Origin of the sequence: Paenibacillus silvestris (assembly GCF_009882985.1) — a bacterium.
Classification (GTDB): domain Bacteria; phylum Bacillota; class Bacilli; order Paenibacillales; family NBRC-103111; genus Paenibacillus_E; species Paenibacillus_E silvestris.
The window spans coordinates 98,175-114,783 of sequence record NZ_WTUZ01000040.1 but is presented as its reverse complement, the minus strand read 5'-3'; the positions used below and the strand labels follow the sequence as shown (position 1 = coordinate 114,783).

Below are 16,609 nucleotides of genomic sequence, written 5' to 3'. Positions count from 1 at the left end.
GTGTCAAATGACTTGTGGAGATAATTCTTATAGTAGGAGGGAACCGCGAGGAATCGCGGTTTTTTTCTGTTAGAGAAGCTTCACGTTAGCGTTGGTAAAAGCTACACAGATATGGGGACCTCGTATCCTCATTGGATGATTTCCAATGGAAACGTCATTTATGAACTAAAAGGGCTGGTCCCATTGGACGAAATCCAATAGAACTGCCAAATCTAGCGTAATAACCCCACGATTAACTGATATCATTGGATTTCATCCAATAGATTAGCTTATCGTGACCGAAACTTAATGTTTTCATTGGAATTCATCCAATGAAATAATCGGACTGTGCTCTCGGTGGCCCGTCGCCGACCTTCGACCCAGCACCAAACGGACTGAACTCTCAGTGACTCGACCCCGATCCTCAACCCAGGCCTAATCCAACTGCTCCCTTGCTGACTCGCTCCCGATCTTCGACCCCTGATCTTCGACCCCTGATCTTCGACCCAACTTCAATCTCCTACTGAACTCTCGCCGACTCTATCCACTCCTCGACTCCACCTCAACCGGTGTTAGTGGAAATGAAAACGTGCGTTGTCGGTTGCAGCTCAATTTAGTATGATTGAATGTACGATTGGAAGAGGAGGACAATGCTTAACGACATGAATGATTAATGTCATTAATAATCACTGGAGGCCCTTACATAATGAAAGTGAAACCCAAAAAGAGTAACTCCATGGGGCAGTACGCTGAGCTATTGAGGCGATATTTGTTCCCGCAGAGAGGTACACTCATTTTACTAACGCTACTTTTGTTCGCTTCTATAGGACTACAGCTAGTTAATCCGCAAATTATCCGCTATTTTATTGATCAGGCACAAACCGGCAGCGCCATGCAGCCGCTCATCACAGCAGCCATTTTCTTCATTGGTTTCTCGCTTGTGCAGCAGCTAGTCTCCGTTGTAGCGACATACTACAGCGAAAATGTCGGCTGGAAAACAACGAATAAATTACGCGTTGATTTGGCAGCACATTGCTTATCACTGGATATGTCCTTTCATAAATCGCATACGTCAGGTTCGCTAATCGAACGGGTGGACGGCGATGTGAATGCGCTTGCGAATTTCTTTTCCAGCATGATTATTCATCTATTCGGCAATCTGCTTTTGATGGCAGGCATTATCGTTTTATTATTCCGGGAGAATTGGATCATTGGCGCGGGCATGGCTTTTTTCGTCATATTTGCTGTTTTTATGATTCAGTGGATTCGTAAATTCGCCGTTCCTGTGTGGGCGGGCTGGCGCCAGGCGAATGCCGAGTTTTATGGTTTTATCGGTGAGCATCTGGAGGGGACGGAAGATATCCGCGCCAACGGAGCAGTAGGATTCGTCATGAATCGCTTCTATACAATGCTAAGAAAAATGCTGCCGCTGCGAGTCAAAGCCTTTCTAGGCTTCTGCGCAATGTGGAATATGTCGATTTTCGTTTTTGCATTGGGCAATGCTTTGGCTTTTGGCATCAGTGCTTATCTGTGGTACAGCCAGAACATTTCACTGGGTACGGTGTATTTAATTTTCTTTTATACAGAGCTGCTAGCTAAGCCCATTGAGAAAATCCGTACGCAAATGGAGGATTTGCAGAAGGCAGATGCAAGTATTTCCCGCATTCGCGAACTATTTGCTACACAATCTGAGATTAAAGATGGACCAGGCGCATTGCTGCCAAAAGGACCACTTCAAGTTGAATTCCGTGATGTAACGTTCAGTTACGACGGGGATCAGCCTACGCTCAAAGGGGTAGAGTTGAACTTGAAGCCAGGTGAAGTGTTAGGCTTGCTTGGGCGAACGGGCAGTGGCAAGTCAACGATGGCAAGACTTTTGCTGCGATTTTATGATCCGCAAAGTGGCACAATTGCACTAGGAGGGACCGATATACGCGATTGCACATTGGCGGAACTGCGCAAGCATGTGGCGCTGGTAACGCAAAATATCGAAATTATGCAAGGAACAATTCGCGATAATTTGACCTTTTATGACAACGCTATTACGGATAAAGAAATTATCGATGTGCTTACTGAGCTTGGACTCGGTTCATGGTATGAGTCAATGCCTGAAGGGCTGGATTCCATGCTGGCCTCGGGTGGAGGCAGTTTATCGGCAGGCGAAGCGCAATTGCTTGCGTTCGCACGGGTGTTTTTAACGAAACCAGGACTTGTTATTATGGATGAAGCCTCCTCACGGCTAGACCCGTTGACAGAACAGCGCATCGAGAAAGCTGTTTCCAAACTGTTGACCGAACGATCCTGTATCATGATCGCGCACCGATTAGCTACCGTACAGCGTGCAGACCATATTCTTATTTTGGATAATGGTCATGTGATGGAAACAGGTAGAAGAGAGCAGTTAGCCGCAGACCCCAATTCTAGATTCAGCCAATTACTTGCCACCGGGCTTGAGGAGGTATTGGTATGACAACGTTCCACTATCTGTGGCGGCTAATTATGTACCGTCCTTTGCGTTATTTTACTAATGCGGTTGCTTGGACAATTATTTACTTGGCACCGATCGCGCCAGGCTTGATTACGAAACAATTTTTTGACTCTCTGACGGTGAATTCCACGCTTGGTTATGGCGTCTGGGGTTTGATCGCTCTGCTCATTGCTGCCGCTTTGGGGCGAATTTGCCTCATTGTTATCGGGTTCATCACCGATGTTCATTTCCGCTTTCGGATGGGGATGCTGCTCAGAAGGAACTTGCTTGAGCATGTCTTAAAACAGCCAGGTGCACAGGCCATTCCCGTATCTCCAGGGGAAGCGATTAGCCATTTCCGGGATGATGTGGATCAATCCGAAGAGGCGGCTAGCTGGTCTGTCGATGTATTTGGCATGACTTGTTTTGCACTCGTGTCCGGTTATATTCTGATTCGTATTGATGCTCAAATGACACTGCTTGTGTTTCTGCCAATTGTGCTTGTCATTTCAGCTGCGCAGCTAGCAACGGTTCGCCTTCAGAAATATCGCGCTGCGAGCAGGGAAGCCACCTCCAAAGTAACTGGGGAAATCAGCGAAATGTTCGGTAACGTACAAGCCATCCAAGTGGCGGGAGCCGAGGAGCGCGTCATTGAACGATTCCGCAGTTTTGGCGACAATCGTCGCAAGGCGATGCTCAAGGATCGCTTAATGACTGAACTGCTGGATTCCGTATTCTCCAATTCCGTGAATTTAGGGACAGGGCTTATTCTTTTGTTAGCTGCTACCAAAATGAGAGCAGGTACCTTTACAGTCGGGGACTTCGCGCTGTTCGTCTACTATTTGACCTTCGTGACGCAATTTATTACGAATGTGGGCAAATTCATTACGTATTTCAAACAGATGAGCGTATCGCTTGAACGGTTAACCTTTCTTCTGCAGGGTGCATCAGCAAAGGTTTTGACGATGGTTAATTCGCTGCATTTGAAGCCAAGCAGCGCTAGCGCGAGCAGAACGAACCAGGAGCAGAACGAGCGTGCAACGCTCGGGAGCGAAGCTGCGCTGCAGCGGCTTGAAGTGAATGGGCTCAGCTATGCCTATGCGGATACAGGCAGAGGCATCTCAGACATTCACCTCAGCTTGCAAAGAGGATCGTTCACCGTTGTAACGGGAGCGATCGGCTCTGGCAAAACCACGCTCGTGCGCTCCCTCCTTGGGCTTCTGCCCAAAGGGGAAGGGACGATAGCGTGGAACGGAGTGCCCGTCGAAGACCCGGGCACCTTCTTCACGCCGCCGCGGAGTGCTTATACCGCGCAGGTGCCGCGGTTGTACAGCGATACGCTGCGCAACAATATTTTGCTCGGGCAAGCGGAGCAAAACGATAGCTTGCAGCAGGCGCTGCACGCGGCGGTGCTCGAGTACGACGTCGCGCAGCTGCCTGGCGGGCTGGACACCGTCATCGGCCCGCGCGGGGTGAAACTCTCCGGCGGCCAGGCACAGCGGACGGCAGCAGCGCGCATGCTCGTGCGTGACGCCGAGCTGTACGTCTTCGACGACCTGTCGAGCGCGCTCGACGTGGAGACGGAACAGAAGCTCTGGGAGCGGATGTTCCAGCGCCGAAGCGATGCGACTTGCTTGGTCGTCTCGCACCGCAAAACGGCGCTGATGCGTGCCGATCACATCATTGTGATGAAGGAGGGGCGCATCGAAGCCGAAGGTACTTCCGAGGAACTGCTGCAGCGAAGCGCGACGTTCCGTGAACTTTGGTACGGCGATGAGCGGCAATCAAGCGAAGAATGAAAAGGGAGCCATTAGGCTCTCTTTTTTTGCTAAAGGGAACTGGAGTCCCTAATTCATAGGAAACCGGGTTGTTTCCACTTTGAGCGGAACTAGAGGGTCTTATTCCACCAACAGAGTACGATTTTCGACTGAAATCCGCAAAATAACGGCCTGGAGTTCCCCTTGCTCATGGAGAATATGCCTTCTCAGCAAAATAACGGCCTAGAGTTCTCATCGAAATAGCGAGGGCGATTTTTCATTATTTTTTGAATATTTTAGAGGGAAATACTGGTAGATACACGAATATTTGATTTTAAGGGGTTCAATTTTGAGGATTGGAGCGGAGCGCTCCACTACCCGAAATCTTTATTTTAGCTAGAAAGGAGTGATGGCTCCCATGTTCAAAGCAATTATATTTGATCTGGATGGTACGTTGCTGGACCGGATGACATCTCTGAAAGCCTTTGTTGAACATCAGCACGAGCGGTTGCCTGAGCTTCATCACATCGATAAAAACGAGTACGTGAACAGGTTTATCACTCTGGATCAAAGAGGCTACGTTTGGAAAGACAAGGTGTATCAGCAGCTCAAACTTGAATTCGAGCTAGTCTTGCAATGGGAGGACTTGTTAGAAGATTACATGGAGCAATTCCGTGCACACTGTGTGGGGTTTCCCAATCTGCATGAACTTTTGACCTATTTGAAACAAAGCGGGTTTAAGCTTGGCCTAATTACCAATGGGTATGGAGCCTTTCAGACAAAAAATACAGAAGCACTAGGGATCATGACTTATTTTGATGCGATTCTTGTTTCCGAAATAGAGGGGCTGCGCAAGCCGGAACCAGCGATTTTTCATAGAGCATTAGATAGATTGGGAGTACAGCCTAGTGAGGCAGCCTATGTCGGTGATCATCCGCACAATGATGTTTGGGCTAGCCGCAGTGTGGGAATGAAGGGAATCTGGAAGGAAGACGTCCATTTTGAAGGTGATTTTGAGCGAGATTACACGATTAGGGATTTGATGGACCTGAAGGATTACTTGGAAAAGCTTGGAGCTGGATCGGAATAGCGAAGGGGGAGAGTTCATGAATTCAGAGAGAATCGTAGGGCTTACAGCTGCAGCTGGCTTCCAGATTGGGGTTAGAAAAACGGTTACTTTAAGCCAAGAGAAAACATGGGAGCTACTGATTTCGCCGCAAGGCCGCAAGCTTTGGTTAGGGGAGACGCCTACCATTGCGTTCGAAAAAGGGCATGCCTTTTGTACGAAGGAAGGGAATCATGGCGTTCTTCGTGTGGTTAAACCGAATGAGCAGCTTCGTCTATCTTGGCAGCCTGCTGGCTGGACAGAAGCTTCAACTCTGCAAATTCGGCTGCTGCCAGCCGCTTCTCCTGGCCGCACAACCATTAGCTTTCATCAAGAAAAGCTCGACAGCATGCAACGCAGAGAAGAAATGAAGGTACGTTGGGAAGCCGTTATGAACCGGTTGATGGAGTTAACGACCAAATGACGATGACAAATACGCTCATACTGGTTTTCATTTTAACGATGATCATTCATACCGCAGAAACATTGTCCTACTCTGTGCGTTTTGCTGGAGTGAAGGTGAACAAGCTGGCTGTTGCGCTTTCGCTGGTTGGGATCATCGTACTCGTTTCTCGTACAGCCAACCTAATTCAAGCGCCTATGACGGCTAATTTCGTGGATTTTGCCAAGGCACAGCCGACTTTCGATTTAGAAAGATACTTGCGAATTACGTTGTTCGCATCGTCCATTGGAACGCTGATTGCGATTGCGTTATTTCCTTCTTTTATCAACATCAGTGTACGGGTTATTGCTCGTCTCGAAGTGGCGGGCTCTATTCCTAAGCTTATTTCTAGCGTGAAGATCGAACAGTTGAAAAACACCAAAAGCTACTTGAAAAAGCCAAAGTTCAAACTAAGCCAATTCCGCTATTTAGGAGTATCCAAAAGGTTTTTGGTCATTAATATCCTAGTAACGGCTTTCTATTCAGTGGGGGTGCTGTCTTCCCTCTATGCGGCGCATTTGATACCTGAGTACGCGACTACGGCTTCCCAAGCATCAGGGCTCATTAATGGGATTGCCACGATATTGCTCACGATTTTCATCGATCCACAGTTGGGACTTATCACAGATAAAGCGCTGCAAGACGAATCGCAGCGGAGTCAGTTAGGCAAAATTTATGCGCTTCTCATGACATCCCGTTTTCTAGGTACTTTATTGGCACAAGCTTTTCTTATTCCTTCAGCGTATTTTATCGGATGGATCGTCAAATGGATATTCTAAATCTTTCAATTCCTTTCTTTCAGGAGTGCAGCTTGTTATAATAGCTATTATCATAGTAGCGCAGCTAGAAACGGAGCCATGGCATGAAGAAGTTTAAAAAGTTTTATATTGAGATTACAAGTGTATGCAACCTAGCTTGTACGTTTTGTCCGCAAACGAAGCGGCAAGCTAATTTTATTAAAATAGATACGTTTACGAATATTCTTGATCAAATCAAGCCGCATACGGATCATATTTACCTCCATGTCAAAGGAGAGCCTTTACTGCATCCCAAGATTGACGAACTGCTTGATTTGAGCTATGAGAAAGGGTTCAAGGTCAATATTACAACCAACGGGACGTTGATTAATAAAAACAGGCATAAGCTGCTGGACAAACCGGCACTTCGACAAATGAATTTTTCTTTGCACAGCTTTGATGGTCACGAAGGCTCGGAAGATAAAGAAGGATACGTGATGAGCGTTCTGCGTTTTGCCAAGGAAATTGTAGCAAAGTCCAATGTCATTATCTCCTTCCGTTTATGGAATCTAACGATGGATAACCAAACAAATCAAGAACGGCAGAGGAATCGCGAAGTATTGGAAATGCTGGAGAAAGAGTTTGAGCTAGATTACAAAATCGATGAGGAATTTGTGCGTGGCAGCGGTGTGAAACTTGCAGAACGCGTATATCTGAATCAGGATCATGAGTTTCAATGGCCGGATCTGAAGGCACAAGAAATAGAAGGGCCAGGCTTCTGCCATGCGTTGCGAAATCAAGCAGGTATCCTGGTTGACGGCACAGTCATTCCTTGTTGTCTCGATGGGGAAGGCGTTATTAATTTAGGCAATATTAACCACACGCCATTTTCTGAGATTGTCGAAGGAGAGCGTGCGAACCGTTTGTTCGAAGGCTTCTCCAGACGCGAAGTAGTGGAAGAATTATGCCGCAAATGCGGATATCGGGAACGTTTCAGTATGTAAACTGAAGGTAATAATGGATGGAAGGCTTCTTCATCTCCACGATTAAAGCGGAGTGAATGAAGCTTTTTTGTATCATTCTTTGCTTTTGTACCTAGTTAGTGAGATAATACAAGTTTGATTAGATTTCTATTTTTGGGGGCTTGTAACGTGGGACGGTATCCATTTGAGTATGATCATTCACAGCCATTCATGCAGCAGGTTTCTGATTGGATTGCTGATTTATTTTATGAGGTTTTACCCGAAGCAGGGTTTGAAGTACGCGATGAGCAGATTTACATGGCGTTTCAGCTGGAGCGGGCTTTTGCTGAGAAACAGACCATTTTCGCTGAAGCGGGTGTAGGTACAGGGAAGACGCTTGTCTACTTGCTCTATGCCATTTGTTATTCGCGACTAACGAAGAAACCGGCCATCATCGCGTGTGCGGATGAATCGTTAATTGAGCAATTGGTCAAGCCAGGCGGCGATATTGATAAGTTAATGCGGCATTTGGATCTTGTCATTGATGCTCGGCTTGCCAAGTCACCGGATCAATATCTGTGTCTTCAGAAGCTGGATGAAGCTCGTTTTGGACATGAAGATTTAAGTTTATACCGGGAGTTACATGCTGGTTTGCCTGACTTCGTCCACACTCGGGAAGCTCTGCAATCGTTTTATGCGTATGGGGATCGCAAAGACTATCCCGATCTGAATGATGCACAGTGGGAACGTGTTAGTTGGGATGCTTATCAGGATTGCTTTGTCTGTGATAAACGACACCGCTGCGGTCAAACCTTGTCACGGGAGTCATACCGGAAATCGGCAGATCTAATTATTTGTTCCCATGATTTCTATATGGAGCATGTTTGGACGTATGAAGGGCGGAAGCGGGAAGGCCAGCTGCCTTTGCTGCCAGACCACTGTGCGGTCGTTTTCGATGAAGGACATTTGATGGAGTCGGCTGCCCAGAAAGCGTTGACTTACAAGCTTAAGCATACTGTTTTTGAAGAATTAGTGGTTCGGTTGTTAAAAGGGGAAGTGCGCGAGACACTAGCTGTCTGTATTGATCAGGCGATTGAGCAAAGCGAATTGATGTTTGAAGTGCTCGAAAGCAGCTGTCAGCCGATTGTGGGCTCAGACCGCAAGCAGATTGTGATGAATGATCGATTGCTGCGCGAAATTCATCGTTTATGTGATATTTTATCACAGATCGAAGAGGAGCTTGTCTTCGAAAGTGAGATGTTCACTTTGAACGACTATCAGCTCAAAATTGTCGAAGAGCATTTGGAAATGATGCAGAAGGCACTGGCTTTGTTCCGCCAAGATCAAGCTTTCATCTGTTGGGCAACGGAGAGTATTACAGGTTTGAGCTTAGTCATCATGCCAAGAACGGTGAAAGAAGTACTGAAAGAGCAAGTGTTTTCTGCCAAAATGCCAATCGTTTTCTCCTCAGCTACGTTATCCGTAGAAGGAACCTTTGATTATATTGCGGATAGCCTGGGACTGGACAAGTATTTATCGTTCTCTGTGGACTCGCCATATGACTACGCTGAACGAATGGAAGTGTTAGCTCCAACGTGGACTTCGAGTGGAACATTCCAGGAGAAAATGGAGATAGCCATCAAGCTGCTGCAAAAAACGGAAGGAAGGGCGTTAATTCTTTTCCCGACGCATGAAGAGCTGCGCAGGTTTAAGCAGGAGATTCAGAAGCGGAGCGAGTGCGAGAACCTGCGGTTTCTATTCGAAGGAGATCAAGAAATCAGCCATCTCATCGCTTCTTTCCAAGGAGACGAGCATAGCGTGCTGGCTGCCGTCAGCTTGTGGGAAGGACTCGATGTGCCAGGTCCTTCCTTATCGAACGTCATCATCTGGGCGCTTCCATTTCCACCGCAAGATCCCGTTTTCATGGCTAAGAGGGAAGCTGCCTCTGATCCTTTCGAGGAAGTAGACATCCCCTACATGCTGTTAAGGCTGAGACAAGGGATTGGGCGCTTAATCCGAACGCGGGAAGATAGCGGGATTATCGCTATCTTTAGCGAAGAGATGCACACGAATGATGCGCTTCGCGAGCATATTGTAGGTGTACTTCCTTCAGGAGTACCGCTGAGATTTAGCCTGTAAGGCTGCACGTTTAAGTGAACCAAATGTCGCGAAATCGTACCCACCCGAGAGAATCGAACGAAATGCCGCGAATCGATGGGTGATAGGCGGTTTTGAGATGTTTGCGATATAGAAAAAGCAAGCTATTACGCTGCTTGAGCTGTGATTCTAACTGCTCAAGCAGCGTTTTTCTGCGTAGGGGATCGATTTCATAACGCAGCTGGTGCAAGCTGTCATCGAGCAGGGACTGCACCTCAGGCGCCGCATGTTGCTGCATACTTTTGTACATATCATAAAGCCGTAGTTCGCGGTGCTCATCCATCATGGTGGCGAAAAGAACAAGATCAGCGGACATGCGCAGCTCGCCATTGAACTGTTCCGCAGGAATGAGCATGATTTGGAGTGAGATGCCAGATTTCTCGTACATGTTCTGCAGCAGAAGTGCATCCTGCTCGTATTGCGGAATCGTAGCAAGCATCAAAGTCTCCCCTTGATAACCGGCAGAGTGAATCAGCTGATCAAGTGTTGCGGATCTATAAGAAGGGCGGGGAGCATCACCATCTACTTCTTCTCCTTCAGCATCTGATTTCGGAAAGAAAGAGTCCGCCGCTTCGATCACATCCCCAGAAAGCTGCTCTAATAAATAAGCTTGATCTAGAGCAAATCTGAGCGCTTTACGGATAAGCGGATCTCGTAAAGGACCTTCCTTCCGCTCATTAACCGTCATGAACTTCGTCGTCATTCCCGATTGTCGCACCTGCTGCCAGCGCTGAGCATCCATGTCCGAAATTCGCACATTGTGCATGACTTGAAAAGACTGCTTAGAATCGGAGTCAGACAGATGTTCAAGCTCTGGCTGCGTCCATACCTCGACACGATCCAAGAACCCTCTGCCTTGAAAATACGCAGGAAAGGCCTCCAGTATCCAAATGCCATGTTCGTGTCCCGCTAAGCGAAAAGGACCCGTTCCGACAGGGTTCGTGCCCATCCAACCGCCAGCAGATTCGCACGCGTCTTCAGGCACAATCGCCGCACGATTCGTGCTCAAGAATCCCAAAAACAATTCATTGCGTTCAACGAGTTGGATGACAACTGTCGTGTCATTCGGGCAGGAAATCTGCTTAATTCCCGCATATGCCCAGCTGTACAGTCCGCGCGGCGCTAAGCGCTGCAGCCTTTCAAGCGCATACTTGACGTCACTTGCAGCCATTTCGCGTCCATGATGAAAGCGCACTCCTTTTCGGAGATAGAACGTCCAAATGGTTCTCGTTTCATCGACTTCCCAGGCATGCGCCAAATGAGGCACGATGTGCTCACCCTTTGCATCCATCCGAACAAGGCCATCGAAGAGCTGGTTCACCAGATGGGATTCTCCAGTATAATGGATCGCAGCAGGGTCTAATGCGTGAATGGTTTGGGTCAGAGGGAAGCGCAGCACATCAGATCGCCGATCGCCCTGCAGCTCCGAACGAAACCCGAATTGGCCAGACAACCATTCTTGAAACTGCTCTCTCAGGTGAGAGGGATGATCGGTTGTTTGCAGCAGCTCAAGAGCAGACTCGAGGTCTTGCTTGGCCACGAATTGTTTGGCTTCTTCCAGAAGCAATTGTTCTTTGCGCATATGAAAGATGAGGGTCGAGCGATTGCCGCGACCTTTCTTGGGCTGCCAAGTGAGCCACTGTTCTTGCTGCATCCGCTTGAGGAGCAGCACCATGTTGCGATGTGTGCAGTCTACCTCCGCCGCAAGCTCTTCGAGCGTTGTCTCCAGTGGAGCCTCTTCATGGAGATGTGGGAAAGCCTGCCGAAGTGTCAAATAATGCTTGCGAATTTTCATCATATGGCCTCCGTCATAAAATATGAAATTACAGAAATTAAACTTACACTTTTTGTTCTTGTTTTAAAGGTTACAATAAAAGGCAGGAATTATCAATTCCTTGCAATTCCATATCGTTATGATTAAAGGAGAGAAAGTTCAATGAGAGATCCAGCTCCATGGCAAAGAAAATATAGCTGCATGTTAGCGTACGCTTGTTTATTCGGACTGCTGGTGCAATATTTATTTATTGGCCGTCCAGCAGGTATATCTGTATTTCTAAGCGTTGCCGGCTTCTATGGACTTTATTTTTATTCGATAAAAGGCAGATTAGGCGGATTTGAACCGTGGAAAGGGCAGAGTACCGCCGGTTGGCTGCTGATGGTGCCTGTTGCTTTGCTGGCGCTGACCTATGCCTTGTTCGCAAATAACTTTTTCCACCTGCTAAATATAATTGCTCTGCCGCTTTGTATCGTGATGCAAACGGTTGTGTTATCGAGGAATAGCAAACATGCTTGGTACCATGCTACTTTCTTGCAAGACATGGTTAGGCACGTTCTCAGCAGTCCGATTACTTATCTCCCTGTCCCCTTCGGGATGGTCAAAGCTTGGCTGCCTACCCGTGATAACCCGAAAGATTCGACGTGGGCGAAAGTCGTAAAGGTCTTGGCTGGCCTACTGCTTGCAGCGCCAATCTTGTTTATCGTGATTGGATTGTTAGCTTCTGCAGACCGGATTTTCTTATCTTGGATTGCGGAAGTTCCGGCTTGGTTCACTGGCGTATCCATTGGGGAAGGGATAAGCCGAATCATTCTGGCAGTTGCCGTTACCTTGTACACGTTTTGTTATATGTGGGGACTGCTTTTCCCAAAAGTCATCGAAGCCTCGCACCCATTTGACCGTACGGAAAATGAAACAGCTGCTGCTACTGCTGATGTGATTCGCAACAAACCCTTGCTTGATCCAATAACAGCAGGAACTCTGCTTGTTTGCGTGAATGTGGTTTATGTGTTGTTTGCGATCATTCAGTTTTCGTATTTATTCGGAGCCGCAGATGGCCTATTGCCAATTGGAGTTGCTTATGCGGAATATGCCCGTAGAGGTTTTGCAGAGCTTGTCGTTGTCGCTCTTATCAATGTATCGCTGCTGTTTCCTGGTTTACATTGGATTCGCTCTAGCAGTCCATTAGGGGAAATGATTCGAAAAGCACTGCTTACTTTACTGGTAGCCTGTACAATTGTGATGCTAATTTCTGCTTATGGAAGGCTTTCGTTATATGAAGAGGCATATGGATTTACCCAAACGAGACTGCTCGTGCATGGGTTTATGATCTTCCTTGGCATTTTGTTTATCCTTGCTTTTTTCCGGATTTGGTTGGAAAAGATGTCGATGTCCAGAGCTTACATAACGACTGCCATTCTTGCCTATGTAGTGATGAATTATATGAACCTTGACCACCGGATTGCCATTAACAACATCGAGCGCTATGAAAAAACAGGTGTCATCGACCTAAATTACTTGGGTAGCCTGTCAACGGATGTGGTTCCAGCGTTGAGGAATTTGCAGGCTAAGCATCCCGAGCTAAGTAAAGCCCAGCAAACGATAGATCGTGTGATGAGTGATCAAAAGAGTAAAACTTGGCCATCCTGGAATCTATCCAGCTATCGGGCGTGGAAGTAGGAAAATCGGTCGTCTTGGCGAATATAGACGGGAAATAAAGATGGCAGGAGGTTGCCAGTGGGGAACCATAGCGAAGTACCTGATCTTATACGACGTGTCAAAGAGGGGGATTCGATTGCTTTCGAGCAGCTTCTCAGCGATTATCGCTCAGCTGCCTTGTCCTGGGCGCAAGCCATCGTTCGGGATGCCTTTCTTGCAGAAGATGTGGTGCAGGAAGCTTTTCTCAAAGTAAAAGACAATATACATGACCTGAAAAACGAAGCGAAATTCGGTGGCTGGTTTCGAATTATAGTTCGCCGTATCGCGATGAATTCGATTCGTGGAGCGGCTAACCGGAGCGAATACGTTACCGAGGAAGTCCCTGAATCGAGCTCGGGAGAGTTTAGTGGAGGCAAGGAGACTAGTCCAAGTGCCTGGCAGGAGCGGGAAGAAGGCGAAGAGTTGATTCGCAGTTCTATGCGCGCGCTTTCCGAGCAGGCACGCGAGGTTTTAACCGCCAGCGCTTTTGATGAAGCGACGACGGAAGAGCTGGCTGCCCGCTTCGGAATGAAGCAAAGCAATGTCTATAACTTGTTGTCTCGCGCACGCGTGAAAGCGAATGAAGAGCGTTTCCGGAATGAAATCGAGCGTTATCTTGAGGGGCGGAGCAGATGTGGGCTGCCAGTCACAAGAACGCTGCCGCATCCCGTGTTTTCTCGTCCTTATGCTTTTCTGTCCGTTATGATTGGTGAAGCGCTCCGGACTGTAGGAGAGGAGAACCTTTCTCATACGGAGCTGATGGGGATCTCGGGTGATGCATTTCGTTTGAATGTGGCGAAAAGCTGTCACTCCCAAGGAAATGCAACCTTCGACTGGAGTTATACCGCCTATCGAATTCTGGAGCGACTAGGTATCCGTGGAACATGTTTTGGGCGGCCTCAGCGCAAGACACTAACGCCGGAACAGCAAGTTCATCTCTTATCCATCATACATGGTTCTATCGATCAGGATGTACCTGCAATTATTTGGAATATGCAGAGTAATGAGTTTGGGTTTATCCATAGCTACAATGACAGCGAACAGAAAATCCTATATCTAGGTTATAACCGCGAGGAAAGGTCTATTCGTTATGACCAGTTGGGAAGAAAAGCTGATCAACCGCCGCTGTTCGTGCTCGGCATCCGCGGTAGAGCGGCTCCACCTCAAACAGAGGATGCTGCGCTCCGAGCGATAATCGAGCATGCAAGAGGGAAAGAACCTCCCTTGGACGGCTATGCTTTCGGCCTTGACGGTTACCGCCTATGGCTGGAGGCTGTAGAAGAAGGTTCACTTGATCTGCATGGACATGCCTATCAAGTGGCGATTTTGGCCGAAGCTCGTCAGCATGCGGCTCACTATTTGCAGAAGCTGTCGGCTAACAGCAACAATGTCTGGCGCAAACAGCAGCTGGCTGAGGCAGCGCTGTGCTATACGCAAGTCAGCCAATCCTTCACTCGCTTATACCCGAGCTTTCCGTTTGGTTACGGAGGCAGTCATGCAGGCCAAATAAGCAAGATCAGGGAAGAGCTGATGCTAGCGTGGGAGGCTGAAAAAGAAGGCATCCGCCTCATTGCAACTATTTTTGAATGAGTGTGATAGAAATGATGCAGCCGCTGTGTCTATATGCTGTACAATCAACTAAGGAGGAAAACGACGATGTCACATCCGATTAATGCTTTTATGCCAGCTGTATTTATTCCCGTTCAAGATCTAAAGCGCTCCATTGAATGGTACGCGAATTTGTTTCAGCGACCCATTGTTCCCCAACCTGATCAGGACACCCATGGTATTTATATTTTTGCATTGGAGGGCACAGAAATCATTCTAGACCGGAACACCTGGGGGTCTCCGCCAACGATTATGTTCGATACCGATGACAGCCATGCTGCGCATCAATTCTGCGAAAGCAGATCGCACACGGTCTTGACGGATGTTATCGAAGATGAGTATATTTCCGTTTTCAATATGAACTCTCATATGGTTTGCCAAGCGAAACGGGATTTAGGTTTAAAGCAGGCAAGACCTGCGAATGTTTTTTTACGAAAAATTAGCCGCATCCTGGTGCATACCGATGATATGGATGATACGACGGCTTGGTATGAAGCTTTTGTTGGGAAAAGCGCAGGTCCAGATCTTCGGTTCAGCGATTTGCCTGTGATTCCAATGGATCGCGGAGCTCATCTGCTTATTGACGATAACCGCTTAAGTCAGTCCTCAAGTAAATTCTTTGAGCAGCTTCAGTTAGAAACGCGAACGAACCCCATTATGATCCTGGAATCGCCGGATGTGCAAGCCGCCCTTGAACATGTTCGTTCTGTAGGTGGCCTTGTTAAAGAGGGAATCGAAACTCGATTAGGTGTTACTTGTTTCCACTTTCAAGATCCGGACGGGAATGGATACCTGGTTGTGGAAGAAGCAGACAAAACAGCACAATAAGAGAGGAAACGGCGAGATGGCATATGGTCTCCAGTAGGGTGGATTTGGTAGAATCTGTTCAAACAGAGTAAGGAAGGGTTGAACATATGCCATTTTTATCATTGACGAGTTGGAGTTTGCACCGATTGTTAGGTCCATTGCGGTGGACACGCTGGGATGAATCGACACGTACACAAATAACGGTAGCGCAGGAGCAACCGGAACTTCTTACGCTGCTGGAGCTTCCAGCCACACTTGCCAACAAAGGGTTTGCCTCTGCGGAGGTTTGCCATTTTCATTTTCCAGAGACAAGTGAAGAGTATCTCGGAGCGTTGAAACAATCGTTCCAATCAGCAAATCTACGCTTCTACACCCTGCTACTCGAGTATGGAGATGTCTCTAGCGCTGATGAGGATCGCAGAACCTCAGACATTGCATGGATTAAAGGATGGATTGATATTGCCGCACTTGCGGGAGCAGAGCGAGTTCGGGTCATTGCAGGGGATGCGGAGCCTTCAGATGTCCAAGCTTTAGCGCGTTCGGTTGATGCATTAAGAGAGTTAGGGGAATATGCTAGCTCGCGCGGGGTTAGGGTGGTTACGGAAAATTTCCACTCGTTGACTTCTGTAGCTGATAATTGTCTTACTTTGCTGCAAAAATGCGAGGATGTCCTTGGATTCACTTCCGATTATGGCAATTTCAAAGGGAGTGACAAATTCGAAGCGTTAGCCCAAACGATTCCATTCAGCGAGTCCATCCATGCCAAAGCACAAACGGATGCGGAAGGATTTCCAGATGCAGACGAGTTCATCCGCTGCATGGATATTGCGAAGCAAGCAGGGTACGAAGGTCCGATTACTGTAGTCTATGACGGGACCGGCGACATGTGGGAAGGGATTGAGCGTGTTCGGAAGCTGGTCGCTCCGTATATCACTTCATCATGAAATTGTTCAATTCCCGATAAAGTTCATCGGAATACAAGAAATAATATTGACGACACTTCCTATACAGTGCTACTGTATATACACAAGGACTACCGTTCTAACGGAGACACTTTCTCTATCCAGAGAAGTTGTCTCTTTTTTTTATTTCTCAGCCAATCAGGAATTGGAAGAA

General features: G+C 47.6%; 12 protein-coding genes. 11 read left to right on the top strand and 1 reads right to left on the bottom strand.

Annotated features, from left to right (window positions below):
- The first annotated feature begins 685 nt into the window (after positions 1–685).
- From GQF01_RS32560 to GQF01_RS32530, 7 genes are all read left to right on the top strand, one after another.
- Complete coding sequence (locus GQF01_RS32560; RefSeq protein WP_202556819.1) at positions 686–2,449, top strand: ABC transporter ATP-binding protein; 1,764 nt, start codon at positions 686–688, stop codon at positions 2,447–2,449.
- Positions 2,446–4,245, top strand: coding sequence for an ABC transporter ATP-binding protein (locus tag GQF01_RS32555; protein ID WP_161411278.1), 1,800 nt, complete (start codon positions 2,446–2,448; stop codon positions 4,243–4,245). Before GQF01_RS32560 ends, GQF01_RS32555 begins: the two co-directional genes overlap by 4 nt.
- Positions 4,246–4,621: 376 nt before the next feature.
- A complete protein-coding gene (locus tag GQF01_RS32550; protein WP_161411276.1) occupies positions 4,622–5,293 on the top strand; it encodes an HAD family hydrolase in 672 nt (223 codons plus the stop codon).
- A 16-nt stretch (positions 5,294–5,309) separates the two neighbouring features.
- Positions 5,310–5,732, top strand: coding sequence for an SRPBCC domain-containing protein (locus GQF01_RS32545; RefSeq protein WP_161411275.1), 423 nt, complete (start codon positions 5,310–5,312; stop codon positions 5,730–5,732).
- A 2-nt stretch (positions 5,733–5,734) separates the two neighbouring features.
- Positions 5,735–6,529, top strand: a complete 795-nt coding sequence (locus GQF01_RS32540; protein WP_161412081.1) for a lipid II flippase Amj family protein — start codon at positions 5,735–5,737, stop codon at positions 6,527–6,529.
- An 83-nt stretch (positions 6,530–6,612) separates the two neighbouring features.
- A complete protein-coding gene (locus GQF01_RS32535; RefSeq protein WP_161411273.1) occupies positions 6,613–7,491 on the top strand; it encodes a radical SAM/SPASM domain-containing protein in 879 nt (292 codons plus the stop codon).
- A 147-nt stretch (positions 7,492–7,638) separates the two neighbouring features.
- Complete coding sequence (locus GQF01_RS32530) at positions 7,639–9,588, top strand: ATP-dependent DNA helicase (RefSeq protein WP_161411271.1); 1,950 nt, start codon at positions 7,639–7,641, stop codon at positions 9,586–9,588.
- Between the two features lie 10 nt (positions 9,589–9,598).
- Here the strand turns inward: GQF01_RS32530 and GQF01_RS32525 are convergent, their stop codons facing one another.
- Positions 9,599–11,401, bottom strand: a complete 1,803-nt coding sequence (locus GQF01_RS32525) for an ABC transporter substrate-binding protein (protein ID WP_161411269.1) — start codon at positions 11,399–11,401, stop codon at positions 9,599–9,601.
- 141 nt (positions 11,402–11,542) lie between these two features.
- Here GQF01_RS32525 and GQF01_RS32520 point away from each other — a divergent pair, with 141 nt between their 5' ends.
- From GQF01_RS32520 to GQF01_RS32505, 4 genes are all read left to right on the top strand, one after another.
- A complete protein-coding gene (locus GQF01_RS32520) occupies positions 11,543–13,060 on the top strand; it encodes a DUF4153 domain-containing protein (protein ID WP_161411268.1) in 1,518 nt (505 codons plus the stop codon).
- A gap of 57 nt (positions 13,061–13,117) precedes the next feature.
- Positions 13,118–14,668 carry an RNA polymerase sigma factor gene (locus GQF01_RS32515; protein WP_161411266.1) on the top strand — a complete coding sequence of 517 codons (1,551 nt, stop codon included), beginning with the start codon at positions 13,118–13,120 and terminating at the stop codon, positions 14,666–14,668.
- Positions 14,669–14,734: 66 nt separating this feature from the next.
- Positions 14,735–15,514, top strand: a complete 780-nt coding sequence (locus tag GQF01_RS32510; RefSeq protein ID WP_161411263.1) for a VOC family protein — start codon at positions 14,735–14,737, stop codon at positions 15,512–15,514.
- A gap of 86 nt (positions 15,515–15,600) precedes the next feature.
- A complete protein-coding gene (locus GQF01_RS32505) occupies positions 15,601–16,437 on the top strand; it encodes a sugar phosphate isomerase/epimerase family protein (protein ID WP_161411261.1) in 837 nt (278 codons plus the stop codon).
- Positions 16,438–16,609 lie beyond the last annotated feature (172 nt).

What these genes read in the sequence shown, in the direction of transcription:
- GQF01_RS32510 (WP_161411263.1), top strand. Translation starts at nt 14,735, where the DNA reads ATGTCACATCCGATTAATGCTTTTATGCCAGCTGTATTTATTCCCGTT.
- GQF01_RS32540 (WP_161412081.1), top strand. Translation starts at nt 5,735, where the DNA reads ATGACAAATACGCTCATACTGGTTTTCATTTTAACGATGATCATTCAT.
- GQF01_RS32525 (WP_161411269.1), bottom strand. Translation starts at nt 11,401, where the DNA reads ATGAAAATTCGCAAGCATTATTTGACACTTCGGCAGGCTTTCCCACAT.
- GQF01_RS32520 (WP_161411268.1), top strand. Translation starts at nt 11,543, where the DNA reads ATGAGAGATCCAGCTCCATGGCAAAGAAAATATAGCTGCATGTTAGCG.
- GQF01_RS32535 (WP_161411273.1), top strand. Translation starts at nt 6,613, where the DNA reads ATGAAGAAGTTTAAAAAGTTTTATATTGAGATTACAAGTGTATGCAAC.
- GQF01_RS32555 (WP_161411278.1), top strand. Translation starts at nt 2,446, where the DNA reads ATGACAACGTTCCACTATCTGTGGCGGCTAATTATGTACCGTCCTTTG.
- GQF01_RS32505 (WP_161411261.1), top strand. Translation starts at nt 15,601, where the DNA reads ATGCCATTTTTATCATTGACGAGTTGGAGTTTGCACCGATTGTTAGGT.
- GQF01_RS32560 (WP_202556819.1), top strand. Translation starts at nt 686, where the DNA reads ATGAAAGTGAAACCCAAAAAGAGTAACTCCATGGGGCAGTACGCTGAG.
- GQF01_RS32545 (WP_161411275.1), top strand. Translation starts at nt 5,310, where the DNA reads ATGAATTCAGAGAGAATCGTAGGGCTTACAGCTGCAGCTGGCTTCCAG.
- GQF01_RS32550 (WP_161411276.1), top strand. Translation starts at nt 4,622, where the DNA reads ATGTTCAAAGCAATTATATTTGATCTGGATGGTACGTTGCTGGACCGG.